17 protein-coding genes are annotated in these 17,139 nt (G+C 68.0%); 3 read left to right on the forward strand and 14 right to left on the reverse strand.

All coding sequences use genetic code 11. The annotated features are described in order from the left end of the window. Positions 1-12: 12 nt before the first annotated feature. The 8 genes from recQ to DWF00_RS00870 all read right to left on the reverse strand — a co-directional run bounded on the left by recQ (position 13) and on the right by DWF00_RS00870 (position 9,445). Positions 13-1,848 carry a DNA helicase RecQ gene (gene recQ, locus DWF00_RS00835; RefSeq protein WP_114828639.1) on the reverse strand — a complete coding sequence of 612 codons (1,836 nt, stop codon included), beginning with the start codon at positions 1,846-1,848 and terminating at the stop codon, positions 13-15. Positions 1,849-1,999: 151 nt separating this feature from the next. Further along, complete coding sequence (recF, locus tag DWF00_RS00840) at positions 2,000-3,127, reverse strand: DNA replication/repair protein RecF (RefSeq protein ID WP_114828640.1); 1,128 nt, start codon at positions 3,125-3,127, stop codon at positions 2,000-2,002. A 4-nt stretch (positions 3,128-3,131) separates the two neighbouring features. Further along, positions 3,132-4,247 (reverse strand): DNA polymerase III subunit beta, encoded by a 1,116-nt coding sequence (gene dnaN / locus DWF00_RS00845; RefSeq protein ID WP_114828641.1) that lies wholly within the window; start codon positions 4,245-4,247, stop codon positions 3,132-3,134. A gap of 161 nt (positions 4,248-4,408) precedes the next feature. After that, positions 4,409-5,920: a chromosomal replication initiator protein DnaA gene (gene dnaA, locus DWF00_RS00850; RefSeq protein WP_114828642.1), complete on the reverse strand. Its 1,512-nt coding sequence runs from the start codon at positions 5,918-5,920 to the stop codon at positions 4,409-4,411. Between the two features lie 792 nt (positions 5,921-6,712). Further along, on the reverse strand, positions 6,713-6,979 hold the full coding sequence (gene rpsT, locus DWF00_RS00855) for a 30S ribosomal protein S20 (protein WP_114828643.1): 267 nt from the start codon (positions 6,977-6,979) through the stop codon (positions 6,713-6,715). Between the two features lie 196 nt (positions 6,980-7,175). After that, the gene (locus DWF00_RS00860; RefSeq protein WP_114828644.1) at positions 7,176-7,565 is read right to left on the reverse strand and encodes a RidA family protein; all 390 of its coding nucleotides are present in this window, start codon (positions 7,563-7,565) and stop codon (positions 7,176-7,178) included. Next, a complete protein-coding gene (locus DWF00_RS00865) occupies positions 7,562-8,563 on the reverse strand; it encodes a threo-3-hydroxy-L-aspartate ammonia-lyase (RefSeq protein WP_114828645.1) in 1,002 nt (333 codons plus the stop codon). Before DWF00_RS00865 ends, DWF00_RS00860 begins: the two co-directional genes overlap by 4 nt. A gap of 108 nt (positions 8,564-8,671) precedes the next feature. Further along, entirely contained in the window at positions 8,672-9,445 is a 774-nt protein-coding gene (locus DWF00_RS00870; RefSeq protein ID WP_114828646.1) for an enoyl-CoA hydratase, read from the reverse strand. Between the two features lie 163 nt (positions 9,446-9,608). On the opposite strand from DWF00_RS00870, the gene DWF00_RS00875 reads away from it, so the two are divergent. Next, a complete protein-coding gene (locus tag DWF00_RS00875; RefSeq protein ID WP_114828647.1) occupies positions 9,609-10,076 on the forward strand; it encodes an SRPBCC family protein in 468 nt (155 codons plus the stop codon). Positions 10,077-10,197: 121 nt separating this feature from the next. Here DWF00_RS00875 and mutM read toward each other — a convergent pair whose 3' ends face one another. Continuing rightward, positions 10,198-11,088, reverse strand: coding sequence for a bifunctional DNA-formamidopyrimidine glycosylase/DNA-(apurinic or apyrimidinic site) lyase (mutM, locus tag DWF00_RS00880; RefSeq protein ID WP_114828648.1), 891 nt, complete (start codon positions 11,086-11,088; stop codon positions 10,198-10,200). Positions 11,089-11,199: 111 nt separating this feature from the next. Between mutM and ubiE the strand changes: the two genes are divergently transcribed. Both ubiE and ubiB read left to right on the forward strand, forming a co-directional pair. Beyond that, positions 11,200-11,961 carry a bifunctional demethylmenaquinone methyltransferase/2-methoxy-6-polyprenyl-1,4-benzoquinol methylase UbiE gene (ubiE, locus tag DWF00_RS00885; protein ID WP_114828649.1) on the forward strand — a complete coding sequence of 254 codons (762 nt, stop codon included), beginning with the start codon at positions 11,200-11,202 and terminating at the stop codon, positions 11,959-11,961. A 145-nt stretch (positions 11,962-12,106) separates the two neighbouring features. Next, a complete protein-coding gene (ubiB, locus tag DWF00_RS00895) occupies positions 12,107-13,663 on the forward strand; it encodes a 2-polyprenylphenol 6-hydroxylase (RefSeq protein ID WP_114828651.1) in 1,557 nt (518 codons plus the stop codon). Between the two features lie 109 nt (positions 13,664-13,772). On the opposite strand, the gene DWF00_RS00900 is transcribed toward ubiB, so the two are convergent. The 5 genes from DWF00_RS00900 to DWF00_RS00920 form a co-directional block, all read right to left on the reverse strand. Continuing rightward, positions 13,773-14,969, reverse strand: coding sequence for a serine hydrolase domain-containing protein (locus DWF00_RS00900; protein WP_210207873.1), 1,197 nt, complete (start codon positions 14,967-14,969; stop codon positions 13,773-13,775). Continuing rightward, positions 14,966-15,418: a VOC family protein gene (locus tag DWF00_RS00905; RefSeq protein WP_114828653.1), complete on the reverse strand. Its 453-nt coding sequence runs from the start codon at positions 15,416-15,418 to the stop codon at positions 14,966-14,968. Before DWF00_RS00905 ends, DWF00_RS00900 begins: the two co-directional genes overlap by 4 nt. A 62-nt stretch (positions 15,419-15,480) precedes the next feature. Beyond that, a complete protein-coding gene (locus tag DWF00_RS00910; protein ID WP_114828654.1) occupies positions 15,481-15,963 on the reverse strand; it encodes a DUF1579 domain-containing protein in 483 nt (160 codons plus the stop codon). Between the two features lie 139 nt (positions 15,964-16,102). Beyond that, positions 16,103-16,642 carry an SRPBCC family protein gene (locus tag DWF00_RS00915; RefSeq protein WP_114828655.1) on the reverse strand — a complete coding sequence of 180 codons (540 nt, stop codon included), beginning with the start codon at positions 16,640-16,642 and terminating at the stop codon, positions 16,103-16,105. 42 nt (positions 16,643-16,684) lie between these two features. After that, positions 16,685-17,029 (reverse strand): ArsR/SmtB family transcription factor, encoded by a 345-nt coding sequence (locus DWF00_RS00920; protein WP_114828656.1) that lies wholly within the window; start codon positions 17,027-17,029, stop codon positions 16,685-16,687. Between the last annotated feature and the right edge of the window lie 110 nt (positions 17,030-17,139).

Raw genomic sequence — 17,139 nt, forward strand, 5'->3', positions numbered from 1 at the left:
GAGAGGCGATTTTCAGCCCGCGAACGTCGCGATCGCGTCCAGAAAAACCTCGCCATATTGGGTGAGCTTGCGCTCGCCGACGCCCTCGATCCGGCGCATCTGGTCGAGCCCCAGCGGCCGCTCGCGCGCCATCGCGATCAGGGTCCGGTCGGTGAAGATGATGTAGGCCGCGACGCCTTCCTCGCGGGCGATCGAGAGGCGGAGCTGCCGAAGGTGCTCGAACAGCCCGGCGGTGCCCTCGTCGAGCCCGTCGGCGCGGGCGGCGGCGCGCTCGGAGGCGCGGGCGCGGCGATCGGGCAGGGCGTCGGCCCGCAGTGAGATCGGCTCGCGGCCGAACAGGATGTCCTCGCCCTTCTCGGTCAGGCGGAAGCCGCCATGCTCGGTGCTGGCCTCGGCCAGCGCGCCGGCGGCGAAGAGCTTTCGGGTCAGTGCCTGCCAGGCGGCTTTCGGCTTGTCGTTGCCGACGCCGAAGGTCTTGAGGCCGTCATGGTTCTGGCGGCGGATCGTCTCGCTCATCGTTCCCGTGAGGATGTCGGCGAGATGGGCTGCGCCGAAGCGCTGCCCTGAGCGCATCACGGCCGAGAGCAGCTTGCGGGCATCGAGCGTGGCGTCGGTCAGCGTCGCCTCGCCGCCGCAGAGGTCGCAGCGGAACTGCGCCTGGCCATGGCGGCAGGGCGGCGTCTGCTCGCCGAAATAGGCCAGCAGCGAGGAGCGTCGGCAAAGCGCGGATTCGCACAGGTCGATCATCGCGTTGAGGCGCTTGTGCTCGATGCGCCGGCGCTCGTCGTCGATCGCCTTCTCGTCGATCTGGCGGCGGCGCAGGGCCATGTCCTCGACGCCGTAGAGGGTCAGCGTATCCGCGGGCAGGCCGTCGCGGCCGGCGCGGCCGATCTCCTGGTAGTAGCTCTCGATCGAACCCGGCATGTCGGCATGCACCACGAAGCGGACATCGGGCTTGTTGATGCCCATGCCGAAGGCGATGGTCGCGCAAATGACGACGCCGTCCTCCTGCAGGAAGACGTCCTGGTTGCGATTGCGCTGGGTCTGCTCCATCCCGGCATGGTAGGCGAAGGCCTTGTAGCCCTTCTCGCTCAGACCCTCGGCGAGGCGCTCGGTGCGCCCGCGCGACGAGCAATAGACGATGCCCGAGCCGCCGCGGTGGCTTTTGAGGAAATCGGCGATCTGCCGGCGCGGCTGGTCCTTCGGCGCGAAGGCGAGCTTGAGGTTCGGCCGGTCGAAGGAGTGCACCACCAGATGCGGCGGCTTCGGGAAGAGCTGCTGGGCGATGTCCTCGCGCGTCTGGCGGTCGGCCGTCGCGGTCAGCGCCGTCACCGGCACGCCGCCGAGCGCCTCCCGAACCTTGGCGAGCAGGCGGTATTCCGGGCGGAAGTCATGGCCCCATTGCGAGACGCAATGCGCCTCGTCGATGGCGAGCCGGTTGACGCCGAGCCGGCGCAGGCGGCCGACGAGTCCCTCTCCCGAAAGCCGTTCGGGCGAGACGAAGAGCAGGCGCAGCTCGCCGGAATTCAGCCGCTCCCAGGCCTCAGTGGCCTCGCTTTCCGTGTTCATCGAGTTCAGCGAGGCGGCGGCGACGCCGGCGCGGGTGAGCTGGCCGACCTGGTCGCGCATCAGCGCGATCAGCGGCGAGACGACGAGCGTCAGCCCGCCGGTGACGAGCGCCGGGAGCTGGTAGCACATCGACTTGCCGGAGCCGGTCGGCATCACCGCGAAGACGTCGCGGCCGTCGAGCGCGGCCTCGATCACCTCCCATTGCCCGGGGCGGAAATCATCATAGCCGAAGACTGATTTCAGCGTCGCGCGCGCTTGTGATTCGCTGGCATGCGGCATGGCTCCCGATGTGCCTGAGACGCGCGGAAATGGCCAGCCTCAACCTGCGGCAGCCGCGTATTCGGATGAGGTCGCCGCCGCCATTCCGATACGTCAGGCGAGACCCAGAAGCTTCGGCGAGTCAGAACAGGGCGCGGGTTCCCCCGCGCCTTCAATCAGTCGCCGCGACCTCACCCGAGGTCACGGTGAAGCGCTGCGCGCCCGCCGGCAGGTCGATGAAGAGCGCCGGGTCGGCCCCGGTCATCCAGACCTGGCAGCCGAGCTCCGCCAGGCCGGCATAGAGCGCCGCGCGCCGGCGCGGGTCGAGATGGGCGGCGACCTCGTCGAGCAGGACGAGCGGCGGCAGTCCGCTCATCGCCCGCACCAGCCGGGCATGCGCCAGCACGAGCCCGATCAGCAGCGCCTTCTGCTCGCCGGTCGAGCCCTGCTCGGCCGGGATGCCCTTGGCGGCGTGGCGCACCAGCAGGTCGGAGGCCTGCGGGCCGATCAGGGTGCGGCCGGCGCCGCGGTCGCGCTGGCGGCTCTGACGCAGCAGCGCGCGATACTGGTCCTCGGCGTCGAGTGCCGGCACGCCTTCGATCAGCCGGTCGATCTCGCCGTCGAGGCCGATCATGGCGCGCGGGAAGGGCGAGGCCTCGTCGGCCCCCGTCGCGATGATCGCGGTCAGCCGGCCAACCGTCTCGGCGCGCGCGGCGGCGACGGCGACGCCGAGCTCGGCGATCTCGCGCTCGACTGCGTCGAGCCAGCTCGCCTCGTGCGGCGTCTCTTCGAGGATGCGGTTGCGTGAGCGCAGGGCGCGTTCGAGCGCGTTCGAGCGTGCCGCATGGCTCGGATCGACGGCGAGCACGAGACGGTCGAGGAAGCGCCGCCGCTCGCCGGCCGAGCCGCGGAACAGGCCGTCGAGATCCGGCGTCAGCCAGACCAGCCGAATGTACTCGCTGAAGGCGACGGCCGACCCGGCCGGGCTGCCGTCGATGCGCGCGAGCCTGGCCCGCTTGCCCTCGCCATCGGCTTGACCGAGCCCGATGCCCAGCCGCGGTCCGTCCTCGCCAAGCGCGACCGAGGCCGCGAAGGCGCCCGGTCCATCCTGCCGCGCCATCTCGGAGAGATCGGCGCGCCGGAGGCCACGGCCCGGCGCGAAGAGCGAGAGCGCTTCGAGGAGGTTGGTCTTGCCGGCCCCGTTCTCGCCGATGAGCGCAACGAGTTGGCCCCCGATCGTGAGATCGAGGGCCTCGTAGGAACGAAAGTCCTGAAGGATCAGGCGTGCGACGGCAGACAAGTGCCTAGACGCGCATCGGCATCAGCACGTAGAGCGCGGATGCGCCTTCGCGATCCTGGATCACGGTCGGCGAGCCGGGGTCGGCCAGCTTGAGCAGGGCGGTGTCGCCGTCGAGCTGGGCCGCGATATCCATCAGGTAGCGGGCGTTGAAGCCGATATCGAGCGGGCTCGCATCGTAGTCGACCTCGATCTCCTCGGTCGCCGAGCCCGAATCCGGGTTGGTCACCGAGAGCGTCATGCGGCCATCGCCCATCGAGAGCTTCACGGCGCGGCCGCGCTCCGACGAGATCGTCGAGACGCGGTCGACGGACGCAGCGAAGTCGCCCTTGTCGACGGTCAGGCGCTTGTCGTTGCCGCTCGGGATGACGCGCTGGTAGTCGGGGAAGGTGCCGTCGATCAGCTTCGAGGTCAGCACGACATCGGCCGTGGCGACGCGGATCTTGGTGGCGGAGAGCTCGACCGAAACCTCGCTCTCGCCGTCCTCCAAGAGCTTCTGGATCTCGGAGACGGCCTTGCGCGGCACGATCACGCCCGGCATGCCGGCTGCGCCGGCCGGGGCCGCCGTATCGACGCGGGCGAGCCTGTGGCCGTCGGTCGCGACGGCGCGCAGCAGGGTGCGGCCCTCGACGTCGATCGTATGCAGGTAGATGCCGTTCAGGTAGTAGCGCGTCTCCTCGGTCGAGATCGCGAACTGGGTCTTGTCGATCAGGCGCTTGAACTCGCCGGATGGCAGCGTGAAGCGATGGGCCATCTCGCCCGCGGTGATGTCGGGGAAGTCGCTCTCGGGCAGGGTCTGGAGCTGGAAGCGCGAGCGGCCCGAGCGCAGCACGAGCCCGGTCTCGCCGGTGGTCTCGAGCGAGACCTGGGCGCCGTCGGGCAGCTTGCGCACGATGTCGTAGAGCGTATGGGCCGGCACCGTGGTCGCGCCCGGCTCGGCGACGTCGGCGGCGAGTGTCTCGACCACCTCGATGTCGAGGTCGGTCGCCTTCAGCTTCAGGCCGGCAGCGTCACCGCTCAGCAGCAGGTTCGACAGGATCGGGATCGTGTTGCGGCGTTCCACCACGCGGTGGACATGGCCGAGCGACTTCAGGAGGGTGGACCGTTCGACCGTGACCTTCATCGTTCGTCTTCTGGCGTGTGCGCTCGGCAGGGAGTGAGCCGGGCGGCGGAATGGCCCGCGACATTGCAGGACGCTGTCCCGCGGCGCAAGGGCGACATCATGTCAGGTCACAGCCAAAGCGCCCGCCGCCGCTGATGCGGCGGCGGGACTGGCCGAAAGTCTCATTCCTGGAGCATGCGCTTCAGCAGGTCGACCTCGTCGTGCAGGAGCCGGTCCTCGGCGATCTGCTTCTCGATCTTGCGCACGGCATGGAGAACCGTGGTGTGGTCGCGGCCGCCGAAGCGCCGGCCGATCTCGGGCAGCGAGCGCGGCGTCAGCGCCTTGGAGAGGTACATCGCGATCTGGCGCGGCTTGACCACCGCCGCCGTCCGGCGCTCCGACAGGATGTCGGCGCGGCTGACATTGTAGCGCGTCGCGACCAGCTTCTGGATGTCCTCGATCTTGACGCGGCGCGGCTCGCGGGTGCGGACGAGGTCGCGGATCGCGGCCTCCGCCGTCTCCATCGTCACCGCCTGGCCCGATAGCGTCGCATGGGCCAGGAGCCGGTTGGCGGCGCCGTCGAGATCGCGGCCATTGGTGGCGACGACGCGGGCGACATAGGCGATCACGTCGGGATTGACGTGGAAGCTCGTATGCGCCGCCTGCAGCGTCTCCAGCCGGCTCGACAGGATTTTTGCGCGCAACGCCTCGTCCAGTTCGCCGATCTCGACCACGAGCCCGCCGCCGAGCCGCGAGCGGATGCGCTCGTCGAGCGCCTCCAGGTCGTTGGCGAGCCGGTCGGCCGCCACCACGATCTGCTTGCCGGCGTCGATCAGCGCGTTGATCGTGTGGCCGAACTCCTGCTGGATCGAGCGGCCCTGGATGAACTGGACGTCGTCGACGATGAGCAGGTCGATGCCGCGCAGCTTCTCCTTGAAGGCCAGCGCCGTCTGCGACTTCAGCGCGGCGACGAAGCCGTACATGAAGCGGTCGGCGGTGAAATAGGCGACGCGCTTGCCATGGCTGCGGGCATCCTGCGCGATCGCCTGCAGCAGGTGCGTCTTGCCGAGCCCGACCCCGGCATGGAGGTAGAGCGGGTTATAGGGCGTCGAGCCGGCCGGCGCGGCGGCGATCCGCTCGGCGGCGGCGAAGGCGAGCTGGTTCGACTTGCCGCAGATGAAGCTCTGGAAGTTGAGGCGCCGGTCGAGGACCGTGCCGCAGGCGTCGACGAGGTCGCGCTCGCAGGGCTGGCCGGCGCTTTCGACGGGGGCGGCGCCGGCGACGGGAGCCGGGGCGGCGGGGCGGGGACGCGCAGCGACGGTCTCGCGGACGATGACCGGGGCGGGATCGCGCGCCACTTGGCGGACGGAGAGGACGATGCCGTTGGCGGCAGCCAGCTCGGCGACGCAATGGGCCCGCAGGCGCTCGGCGTAATGCGCCTCGAGCCAGCTCTTCAGGAAGCGCGTCGGCACGGTGAGGTAGGCGACGCCGTCGACGAGCCCGCCGATCTCGACGCGGGCGAACCAGCTCGAGAACACGTCCTCGCCGAGTTCGGCGCGCAGGCGCCGGCGCACCCTGTCCCAGGCTTCCGGCAGAGAGACCTCGCCGGCGATCTCCGCCGTCACAGCCGCGACCACGGGCCCAGCCACTGCCACCGCTTCAATGATGTCGCTCCTATCCTGTCGCTCAAACATTCGTCTGCCCCATTTCAAAATATCTTGGCGCGCGCGGTCGGTGGCGGCCCTTGTGGGGATCGCCCTCGCCGGTGCTGTTGTCCGGTCAATAGGACAGGGTTCCCGCGCAATGACATGCACCAGCGGGTAACCTGCCTCGATCTGTACGGTTACGCTTGGAAGGCTCGCCGAATGACGGAGCCGCGCTTCATCTCGGCGTTAAACAAGACAAAGAGCCGCATCCTCCACCCTTCTTGGGCGCGAGCCAAAAACGTCGATAATCTCTGGAAGTCCCCGGCGGTCATTGCTGTCCGGCCGGCGATGAAGGGACCTTACAGGGCGGTCTCGGACGGGGGCAATATCCCTTGCAGCCGGCTTCGGAGACTCAAGGCCCGCCAGCGCTAATCTGACCTATCGGTAAGCGCGGGCCAATTGTCTGGGGAACTTAAGATTTTCTTCATCAACGCCGAGTCAGCGAATGCGCGAATCTTTTTTTTCGCGACCTACGGCAGCGCCCATGGCGGCTCGGGCGATTCTCGGTCGCGCGATCCTTTGCCCGCTAAGCTCATGAAAAATATGAGCTTTATTTGCGCGGTAAAAAGGCGCGAGGGAGGCGATTCCGGACCCCGAAATCGCCCGGAGAGTCAACCCTGCAAAGCCGTGGAAAGATTGCGGAATCGGCTTGGCGAACGCAACTTTTTCGGCATCGCGCCGGGTGTGATTCCTTTGCAACAGCCAGCGCCGGAACCACGAAAAAACCCGGCCTCTCGGCCGGGTTCGATCAGGTCAAAAAACTGACTGCAGCAGGCTGGTTCAGGAGGCGAGGGCGCCGATCCGGTGAGCCAGCCGCGAAACCTTGCGCGAGGCGGTGTTCTTGTGAACGACGCCCTTCTGAGCGGCGCGCATGATCTCGGGCTGGGCGGCCTTGAGCGCCTCGGTGGCGGCACCCTTGTCGCCCGACGCGATGGCCTCTTCGACCTTGCGCAGGAAGGTGCGCATCCGGCTGCGGCGCCCCTTGTTGACTTCGGTGCGACGCTCGATCTTGCGCGTGGCCTTCTTGGCCGACGTCGTATTGGCCATCGATGTTCCTCGTCTTCATCGGTGCAGGGCGCCCGGCGTCTTGCCTGGCGGGTCCGGACCGCTACCTTGATGGAATGCGTGAGCGGCGGCCGATGCTTGCGCGAGCCGTCGCGAGACGCAGGCCTATAGTATCTCGGGCCTGCGGCGTCAACGCTGAATCTTTCCCTCCTCCCGCCCGGTGAGAAGGAAAGCCTGCTCAACCGCGCCGGACGGCGATGGCCTCGATCTCGATCAGGTAGCCGTAATGCAGCTCCGGCACCGGCACGACCGAGCGCGCCGGCTTATGCGCCCCGAAGGCCTCGGCGTAGATCCGGTTGAACTCCGGCCAGTTGCCGGCGCCGACCAGATAGGCGGTGACCTTGACCACGTCCTGCGGCCCGCAGCCGCCGGCCCTGAGGATGGCCAGCAGGTTGTCGAGCGCCTGGCGCGCCTGCACGGCAAAGGGCTCTTCGGCGGTGTGGCTGCCATCGGGACGCGGCGCGAGCTGGCCGGAGACGAAGACCAGGTCCTTGTAGCCGACCGCCTGCGCGTAGTGCCCGGCCGGAGCGGGGACGTCCGGCGAGAGGATGGTCTCGAGCGCGCTCATGCCTCGCCCCCGACAAAGCGGGCGAAGCTCGCGAGATCGACATTGCCGCCGCTGATGACGATGCCGACGCGCTTGCCTTCGATCGGAACGGCGCCGGTGAAGGCTGCTGCGGCCGCGAGGCAGCCGGTCGGCTCGACCACGATCTTCATCCGCTCGGCGAAGAAGCGCATCGCCTCGACCAGCGCGGCATCCGGCACGGTGACGATGTCCTCGACGTTCTGCTGGATCAGCGGGAAGGTGTAGTTGCCGAGGAAGGCGGTCTGGGCGCCGTCGGCGATGGTCTTGGGCACGGAGATCTTGACGATCTTGCCCGAGCGCAGCGATCGCTGGCCGTCATTGCCGGCCTCGGGCTCGACGCCGAAGACGCGGCATTCGGGGTTGAGCGCCTTGGCTGCCAGCACCGCGCCCGAGAGCAGCCCGCCGCCGCCGAGCGGCACCAGCAGGATGTCGAACGGACCGGCCTCCTCGATCAGCTCCTTGGTCGCGGTGCCCTGGCCGGCGATGACGTCGGGATGGTCGTAGGGTGGGATCAGGGTCAGGCCGCGCGTCTGCGCGATCTCGCGGCCGAGCGCGTCGCGGTCCTGGGTGTAGCGGTCGAACTGCACGACCTCGGCGCCATAGCCGCGCGTCGCCGCGACCTTGGCGGCCGGCGCGTCGAGCGGCATCAGGATGGTGGCGGGCACGCCGAGCAGCTTGCCGGCATAGGCGATGGCCTGGGCATGGTTGCCGGAGGAGAAGGTGACGACGCCGGCGCGCTTCTGCTCGGGGCTCAGGGCCGAGATGGCGTTGTAGCCGCCGCGGAACTTGAAGGCGCCCATGCGCTGCAGGTTCTCGGCCTTGAAGAACAGGCTGGCGCCGCTGCGCTCATTGGCGGTGCGCGAGGTCAGGACCGGGGTGCGATGGGCCGCGCCTTGAATGCGTTTCGCAGCCGTAACGACATCGTCGTAGGTGGGCAGGACGAGCTGGGTGGCGCTCTCGGTGCTGGCGGCGGCGGTCATGCGTGATTCCTCGCTTGGATGGCGCACAGTTGAGCAAGAGCGGCACGGCATCAAGTCAGAGAGCGGCGCTGCCGCCATGCATGGGAGGACCGACGCCGCGACCCGCCCTCAGCCGTTCTTGAAGTCCGGCTTCCGCTTCTCGGTGAAGGCGGCCATGCCTTCCTTCTGGTCCTGCGTGGCGAAGAGCGAGGAGAAGATGCGGCGCTCGAAGCGCAGGCCCTCGTTCAGCGTCACCTCGAAGGCGCGGTTGATCGATTCCTTCGCCATCAGCACCGAAGGCAGCGACTTCGCGGCAATCGCATCCGCCGCCTTCAGCGCCTCCGCCATCAGCTCGGCGAGCGGCACGATGCGGGCGACGAGGCCGGCGCGCTCGGCCTCGACGACGTCCATCATCCGGCCGGTGAGGCAGAGGTCCATCGCCTTGGCCTTGCCGATCGCCCTGGTCAGGCGCTGCGTGCCGCCGGCGCCGGGGATGACGCCGAGATTGATCTCGGGCTGGCCGAATTTCGCGTTGTCGGCGGCGATGATGAAGTCGCACATCATGGCGAGCTCGCAGCCGCCGCCGAGCGCGAAGCCGGCGACCGCGGCGATGATCGGCTTGCGCCGCCTGCCGATCCGGTCCCAGGTCTCGAACTTGTCGTCGAGATAGGTCTCGGGGAAGGTGCGGCCCTGCATCTCCTTGATGTCGGCGCCGGCGGCGAAGGCCTTTTCCGAGCCGGTCAGGACGATGCAGCCGATGCCGGCATCGGCCTCGAAGCCGTCGATCGCCGCGTTGACCTCGCCGATGAGCTGGCCGTTCAGCGCATTCAGCGCCTGCGGGCGGTTCAGCGTGATGACGCCGACCTTGCCCTTCACCTCGACGATAACGGTCTCATAAGCCATGGCGGCCTCCCGGATGCTGCTTTGGCGAGCAGGAATAGCGGGGGCAGTGGGCGTAAGTCCATGCGTGGCGGCGCACGCTCTGGATGGGGCGGCGGCGCCGGGCTGGGACAAACCGGCCCCCGATGCGTTGTAATGGCTGGGAAACGACGCTCGGAGATGGCTCATGCCCGGTGGAACGAGAACGGATCTGGCCTCGCGGGTGATCCGCGCGACGCGGCAAGCCATCTATCGGGCCTTCGCGGATCCGGCTGCGCTCATCGTCTGGATGCCGCCGAAGGGGATGAGGGCGCGGCTTGAGCATTTCGACCTGCGCGCCGGCGGCGGCTACCGGATGATCCTCACCTACGAAGACCCCGCCGCGCAGGGCAAGGCGACCGCGGATTCCGACATCGTCGAGGTCCGCTTCACCGAAATCAGGCCAAACGAGCGCATCGTTCAGCAGGTCGAATTCGAGTCTGACGACCCGGCCTTCGCCGGGGTGATGACGATGACCTGGCAGCTCGTCACCGTTTCGGAGGGCACCGAGGTGATCATCCGCTGCGACAACGTGCCCTCGGGCATCGGCAAGGACGACCACGCCGCGGGACTGCGCTCGACGCTGACGAACCTCGCGGTCTTCACGGAGGGCTAGAGCATGATGCCGAAAAGTGGGCACCGGTTTTCGGACGACATCATGCTCTAACTTTTTGATGAGAGGCGGATTCAGATTTCAGATGGGATCGCTTTGCGATGCCATCTGAAATCATCCGGCTCTAGCGCTTCGGCTGGCAGGTCTCGCAATAGAAGGTCGAGCGCCCCGACTGGACCAGCCGCTTCACCAGCGTGCCGCAGCCGGGCGTGACGCAGGGGTCCCCCTCGCGGTCATAGACCTTGAAGCGGTGCTGGAAATAGCCGAGCGAGCCGTCGGCATGGGCGAAGTCGCGCAGGGTCGAGCCGCCAGCCGCGACCGCCTCCTCCAGCACCTCGCGGATGATCTGCGCCAGCGCATGCGCGGCCGGGCGCGGCTTGCCGGTCGGGGTCGCGATCGTGCCGGCCTCGGCCTCCGGGTGGAGCCCCGCGCGGAACAGGGCCTCGCAGACATAGATGTTGCCCAGGCCCGCCACGAGCCGCTGGTCGAGCAGGGCGGCCTTCAGCGGCGCGAACTTGCCGGCAAAGAGCTTTGCCAGCGTCTCGCCCGAGAGCTCGTTGCCGAGCGGCTCGATGCCCATGCCGGCGAAATGCTTCGAGGTCTCCAGCCCGGCGCGCGGCACCAGGTCCATGAAGCCGAAGCGGCGCACGTCGTTATAGGTGACGCGCGCGCCGGAGCCGAGGTGGAAGACGACATGGTCGTGCTGCAGGTGCCGGCCGATATCGTTGTAATAGGCGCCCGGCTCGGTCGGTGGTGTGCCCGGCGCTTCCACCACGAAGCGCCCGCTCATGCCGAGATGCATCACCAGCGCCTCGCCATCGTCGAGATCGGCGATCAGGTATTTGGCGCGGCGCGACAGGCTCTCGACCCGGCGCCCTGTCAGGCGCTCGACGAAGCGATCGGGCAGCGGAAAGCGCAGGTCGGGCCGGCGCTGCTCGACGCTGGCGAAGCGCTGGCCCAGCATGGCCGGCTCCAGCCCGCGGCGGACGGTCTCGACTTCGGGTAGCTCGGGCATTGGCGTTGGCTCTTCAACATGCGTCGAGACGGGCCGCGACAAGCCGGGCTCGTTTCGCTATTCATCGCGAATAGATAGCGAACCCACAGAATACAAGGTCCGGGACAAGCCGTGACAGCAGCCTCCGACACCACCCATTTCGGCTTCGAGACCGTGAAGCTGGCCGAGAAGCAGGCCAAGGTCGACGACGTCTTCCACAAGGTCGCCGGCCGCTACGACCTGATGAACGACTTCATGTCGGTTGGCCTGCACCGGGTCTGGAAGGACGCGCTGATCTCCAGCCTGCGCCCGCCGCGCACCCGCCCCTTCCGCCATCTCGACGTGGCCGGCGGCACCGGCGATGTCGCCTTCAAGATCCTTGAGGCCGGCGGGCTGCAGACCAACGTCACTGTGCTCGACATCAACGGCGAGATGCTCGCGGTCGGCCGCGAGCGCGCCGCCAAGCGCTTTCCCGACGATGACCGCGTCTCCTTCGTCCAGGGCAATGCCGAGGAGCTGGCTCTGCCCGACGATAGTTTCGACGCCTATACGATCGCCTTCGGCATCAGGAACGTGCCGCGCATCGACAAGGCGCTGGCCGAGGCCTACCGCGTGCTCAAGCGCGGCGGCAGGTTCCTCTGCCTTGAGTTCAGCCATGTCGACGTGCCGCTGCTCGACAAGGTCTACGAGGCCTATTCCTTCAACGTCATCCCCCCGATGGGCCGGCTCGTCACCGGCGAGGCCGAGCCCTACCAGTATCTGGTCGAGTCGATCCGCAAATTCCCCAAGCCGCAGGTCTTCGCCAACATGATCGAGGCCGCCGGCTTCCGCCGGGCCTCGTTCACGCCGATGACGGGCGGGGTCGTGGCGCTGCATTCTGGCTGGAAGCTGTGACCTCTTTCCTTGGAGCGAGCGGCCAATCATCGTCATGGTCGGGCTTGTCCCGACCATCCACGTCTTCCCTTCCTCCGCGTCGCAAGACGTGGAGGCTCGGCACAAGGCCGAGCATGACGGGGAAGAGCACGGCGCGCATTGCCGCATGATCTCCGCGCTCGCCCATTTCGCCCGCATGGCGCGGGTCGGCTTCGTGCTGGCCCGCGAGGGTGCGCTTGCGCTGGTCGATCCCTCCGTGCTGCCGCCGGCGGCGCGTGCCCTGATCAAGCTCGGCAGGCTGATCGAGCGCAAGGGCGCCGGTTCTTCCGCGACGCGGCTTGCTGCGGCGCTGACCCGGCTCGGCCCGTCCTACGTCAAGTTCGGCCAGTTCATGGCGACGCGGCCCGATGTCGTCGGCATGAAGATCGCCGAGGACCTCTCGGCCCTGCAGGACCGGATGCCGGCCTTCCCGACGGCGCAGGCGCGCGCCGCGATCGAGGCCGCCCATGGCAAGCCGGTCGAGGCGATCTTCGTCGAGTTCGGCGAGCCGGTCGCCGCAGCCTCGATCGCGCAGGTGCACCGGGCCCGGCTCAAGGACGGCTCGGAGGTCGCGGTCAAGATCCTCCGGCCCGGCATCCGCGACCGCTTCAACCGCGACCTCGCGGCGATGCGCTTCGGCGCCGAGCTGGCCGAGAGCCGCTCGCCCGAGGCGCGCCGCTTGCGCTTTTCCGGCGTGGTCGAGACGCTGGCGCGCTCGGTGACGATGGAGATGGATCTCAGGCTGGAGGCCGCCGCCCTTTCCGAATTCGCCGAGAACACCAAGGAAGACGCCGATTTCCGCGTGCCGGTGCCGGATTGGCAGCTGACGGCGCGCGAGGTGCTGGTCGACGAGTGGATCGACGGCATCCGCCTCTCCGATGTCGAGGCGCTGCGCGCCGCCGGCCACGACCTCGCGGCACTCGGGCGCAACGTCATCCAGTCCTTCCTGAAGCACGCCATCCGCGACGGCTTCTTCCACGCCGACATGCATCCGGGAAATCTGTTCGTCGATGCTCAAGGGCGCCTCGTCGCCGTCGATGGCGGCATCATGGGAAGGCTCGGCCACAAGGAGCGGCGGTTCCTCGCCGAGATCCTGCTCGGCTTCATCACCCGCGACTATACCCGCGTGGCGGAGGTGCATTTCGAGGCCGGCTACGTGCCGGGCCATCATGCGGTGGCGGATTTCGCCCAGGCCATCCGCGCCGTCGGCGAGCCGATCCACGACAGGCGCGCCGACGAGATCTCGATGGCGAAGGTGCTGACGCTGCTCTTCGAGATCACCGGCTTGTTCGACATGGCGACGCGGACCGAACTCGTCATGCTGCAGAAGACCATGGTCGTGGTCGAGGGCGTGGCGCGCTCGCTCGATCCGCATCTGGACATGTGGACCACGGCCGAGCCGGTCGTGCGCGAATGGATCACCCGCAATCTCGGCCCGCTCGGGCGGATCGAGGAGGCCGGCCGCGGCGCGCGCACGCTCGCCTTCAGCCTCGCCAGCCTGCCGGAGACGGCGGCGCGGGCCGAGCGCGTGCTCGGCCAGCTCGAGGACGCCTCGCGCCAGGGTTTTTCGCTGGACGAGCGCAGCATCCAGGCGATCGGCCTCGCCGAAGCCAGGCGCAACCGCTGGGGCAACTGGGCGCTCTGGCTAATCGCGGCGCTGCTGGCCTACGCGATCTTCAGCTGACCCCACGCGTCATTGCGAGGAGCGCAGCGACGAAGCAATCCAGGGGGACGTAGAGCATGGTCCCCCTGGATTGCTTCGCTGCGCTCGCAATGACGGCTATGGCCCTGCCTCAGTCGGCAACCGCCGCGTAAGCCAATCTCTGGAACTCCTGGTTGATCGCGTCGTCATCCGGACCCTGCATCAGACGCTGGCTCAGGAAGATGGTGATCAGGGCCTGCCTGGGATCGATGTTGAGGCTGGTGCCGAAGCCGCCCTCCCAGCCATAGCGTCCCGGCACGGCCGAGAGATGGTCGGGCTTGGTCATGATCCCCACGCCAAAACCCCAGCCGGTCCTATCCCAGAAGCCGGGGAAGAAGGGCGAGTTCGCCTTCTGCTCCGGCGTGATCTGGTCGCGCGTCATTTGCTCGACCGTGGGGCGCGACAGGATGCGGCGCGCGCCGTGCCGGCCGCAGGCCAGCAGCATCCGCGCGAAGGCGAGCACGTCATCGGCGGTCGAGACCACCTCGCAGGGAAAGGCCTGCCTGCCGGCATAGGCCCCGCCCGCGGCCGGGTCGAACAGCGCGAGCCGGCCGGTCTCGGCGTCGCGGGCATAGGCGCTGGCGAGCCGGCCGATCTTGCCTGGCGGCACGTGGAAGCCGGTATCGACCATGCCGAGCGGCCCGAACAAGCGCTCCTGCATGAGGTCGTCGAGCGATGTGCCGGCGACGCGGGCGAGCAGCACGGCGAGCACGTCGAAGCCAGTATGATACATCCAGACTTCGCCCGGCTGATGCGCCAGCGGCAGCGAGGCGAACTGCCTCAGCCATTCGTCCGGCGTCACGACCGGATTCTGCGGGCCGGGCGCGATGCCGGCCTCCGCCATCGCCTGCTGGATCGGATAGTGGCCGGGCGGCGCCATGATCGCGCCGAGGCCGAGCCTCAGCGTCAGCAGGTCGCGCAGCGTGATGGCGCGGCGCGCGGGAACGGTGTCGTCGAGCGGACCCTCGATGCTGCGCAGCACCTCGCGGCCGGCGAGCTCGGGCAGCCAGCGCTCGACTGAGACGTCGAGGCCGATCCGGCCCTCCTCGACCAGCGTCAGCGCCACCACGGCCAGCATCGGCTTGGTCATCGAGGCGATGCGGACGATGCTGTCGCGGCGCATCTGCGCGCCGCAATCCAGATCGGCGAGACCGAAGGCCTCGGCCTGGACGTCTTCGCCACGGGCGACCAGCGTGACGATGCCGGCCACAGCGCCGCGCGCGACATGGCCGCGCATCGCGGCGGCCATGTCGGTGAGGCAAGCTCTGGCGAGAAGGTGGTCGCTCACGCGACTTCCGCGGTCGTGACCCCGCAATCGGCCACTTCCACCGGCATGTCGGTGCCAACCATCCAATGCGTGCCGAAGCGGTCGGTCAGCATGCCGAAGCGCGGCGACCAGAAGGTCTCCTCCATCGGCATGTTGATCTTGGCGCCATCAGACAGCGCCTTGAAGATGCGCTCGGCCTCGTCGACGGTCGGGACGTTGACGCTGACGGCGACCGACTGCATCGGTCCGGAGCTGCGCTCGGGCGGCGCGTCGGAGGCCATCAGCATCTGGCCCTCGACCTCGATGCAGGCGTGCAGGATCTTCTTCTGCCATTCCGGCGGGGTATGCGCCTCCGCGGGCGTGCCCTCATGGGTCATCATCGCGGTGATCTTGCCGCCGAGGACCTTTTCGTAGTGCTTGAAGGCCTCTTCGCAATTGCCGGGGAAGAAGAGATAGGTCGAGAGCTTCATCGCTGTTCTCCTTGGAGAGAGGTGGCCGGCGCTCAACCGAGCCGGCCGGTCGCAGCAGGCGCTCAGCGCTTGCTGTAGCGGGAGGTCATGAACTGGTTCCAGGTGCCGTCCGGCCCGAGGACCTGCGAGTAGAACAGGCGCTCGGTCGGGCTCTTGATCTCGATGATGTCGCGGTATTTCGAGAGCGTGCCGTCGCCGGAGAAGCTCGGCCCCTCGGATTCGAGGGTGAGCACCTTGCGGTCGGCGTCGAGGAGGCCCTCGTAGGTCCAGAGCATCGGCATCATCGAGCCGACCCAGCTGCCGACGAAGCGGCCCTTCGCCGGATCGAAGCCGAGCGTGATGCGCATCGTCGCGGCCCCGCCGCCCGGCATCTCGCCCTCACTCTCGCCGACGATCCAGAGGTCGCCGAGCGCGCTCACCGTCTCGGTGCCCCGCGACGTCTCGCTGGGCTTGTCGGGCCCCATCATGCATTCGCCTTCATAGGTCCAATCGCCGATCAGCTGCTGCAGCCAGCGATGATCCTCAGTCGGTTGGGCTGGAAACACGGTCTTTCCTCCTTCTGCTCGGGGTGTAGACGGGGGGTTAGATCGCTGTGCGTCCTTCCGGACGCAAAGTAGCGATCTAGGCTTTTGTTATTGCATCGGATTTTCCCGAAAACCGGATTCCACTTTTCGGTCCGATGCTCTAGCGTTCGGCGGCGGCCTTCATGTTGGCGAGGCCCGTCTCGAAATCACCGCCGACGACGCGGTCCATGTTCATGAACACGTGGAAGATCTTGGCGACGAAGGGCACCGGCCCGGTCATCGTCCAGGTCACGTTGGTGCCGCTCGCGGCAGGTTCGAGCGCGAATATGACGTTGTTATGGGCCTCGAACGGCCTGACGAAGTCGAGCTTGAGCCCGACCGTCTTGGGAGAAGCCGCCTCGACGATCTCCATGCGGCCCTGGCCGACCTTCTTGTCGCCGTCCCAGGCGTAGACCGAGCCGATGCCGGTGGGCGCGCCGCTATAGTCGCGCTTCAGGGCCGGATCGAGCTTCTCCCAGGGCGACCATTGCGTCCAGTTCCGGAACTCGTTGATCAGCGGGAAGATGCGCTCCGGCGGGGCGTTGATCGCCAGCGAGCGCCGCACGGTGAAGCTGTCGGGCTTCATCGCCGCCAGGATCAGCACGATGACGACGCCGGTGACGAGGATGGCGGCAGCGGATAGCAGGATCATCTTCAGCATCGGTCGGTTCCTCACGTGGATGGTTCGACGGGCGCGAGCGCCTCAGGCGGGCTTGTCGCCGCTCTCGGTCTTCATGACCTGGAGGTAGTCCTCCAGGCGGTTCAGGCTCTGGTCCCAGAAGCGGCTGTAATGCTCCAGCCATTCCGAGACCTCGCGCAATGGCCCGGGGTCGAGCCGGCAGGGCCGCCACTGCGCCTCGCGGCTCCGCGTGATCAGCCCGGCCCGCTCCAGCACCTTGAGGTGCTTCGAGATCGCCGGAAGGCTCATCGCGAAGGGCTCGGCCAGCTCCGTCACCGAACTCTCGCCGCGCGACAGCCGCGCCAGGATCGCGCGCCTGGTCGGGTCCGCAAGGGCCGAGAGCGTGGTGCTGAGATGATCCGGCTGCATCGACTTAACCAGAACGTTAATTAACTTTATGGTTTAGTACGGCGCGCCAATTGCCCTGTCAAGCGGCTGCTTCCTCCTTCCCGCGCAGCCTCTCGCATTCGGCGACCACT

This window comes from Allobosea caraganae (assembly GCF_003351345.1).
In the GTDB taxonomy this organism is placed as follows: domain Bacteria; phylum Pseudomonadota; class Alphaproteobacteria; order Rhizobiales; family Beijerinckiaceae; genus Allobosea; species Allobosea caraganae.

What these genes read in the sequence shown, in the direction of transcription:
- dnaN (WP_114828641.1), bottom strand. Translation starts at nt 4,247, where the DNA reads ATGAAGGTCACGGTCGAACGGTCCACCCTCCTGAAGTCGCTCGGCCAT.
- DWF00_RS00915 (WP_114828655.1), bottom strand. Translation starts at nt 16,642, where the DNA reads ATGCTGAAGATGATCCTGCTATCCGCTGCCGCCATCCTCGTCACCGGC.
- DWF00_RS00860 (WP_114828644.1), bottom strand. Translation starts at nt 7,565, where the DNA reads ATGAGCGCGCTCGAGACCATCCTCTCGCCGGACGTCCCCGCTCCGGCC.
- DWF00_RS00870 (WP_114828646.1), bottom strand. Translation starts at nt 9,445, where the DNA reads ATGGCTTATGAGACCGTTATCGTCGAGGTGAAGGGCAAGGTCGGCGTC.
- DWF00_RS00875 (WP_114828647.1), top strand. Translation starts at nt 9,609, where the DNA reads ATGCCCGGTGGAACGAGAACGGATCTGGCCTCGCGGGTGATCCGCGCG.
- recQ (WP_114828639.1), bottom strand. Translation starts at nt 1,848, where the DNA reads ATGCCGCATGCCAGCGAATCACAAGCGCGCGCGACGCTGAAATCAGTC.
- ubiB (WP_114828651.1), top strand. Translation starts at nt 12,107, where the DNA reads ATGATCTCCGCGCTCGCCCATTTCGCCCGCATGGCGCGGGTCGGCTTC.
- mutM (WP_114828648.1), bottom strand. Translation starts at nt 11,088, where the DNA reads ATGCCCGAGCTACCCGAAGTCGAGACCGTCCGCCGCGGGCTGGAGCCG.
- DWF00_RS00905 (WP_114828653.1), bottom strand. Translation starts at nt 15,418, where the DNA reads ATGAAGCTCTCGACCTATCTCTTCTTCCCCGGCAATTGCGAAGAGGCC.
- rpsT (WP_114828643.1), bottom strand. Translation starts at nt 6,979, where the DNA reads ATGGCCAATACGACGTCGGCCAAGAAGGCCACGCGCAAGATCGAGCGT.
- DWF00_RS00920 (WP_114828656.1), bottom strand. Translation starts at nt 17,029, where the DNA reads ATGCAGCCGGATCATCTCAGCACCACGCTCTCGGCCCTTGCGGACCCG.
- dnaA (WP_114828642.1), bottom strand. Translation starts at nt 5,920, where the DNA reads ATGTTTGAGCGACAGGATAGGAGCGACATCATTGAAGCGGTGGCAGTG.
- DWF00_RS00865 (WP_114828645.1), bottom strand. Translation starts at nt 8,563, where the DNA reads ATGACCGCCGCCGCCAGCACCGAGAGCGCCACCCAGCTCGTCCTGCCC.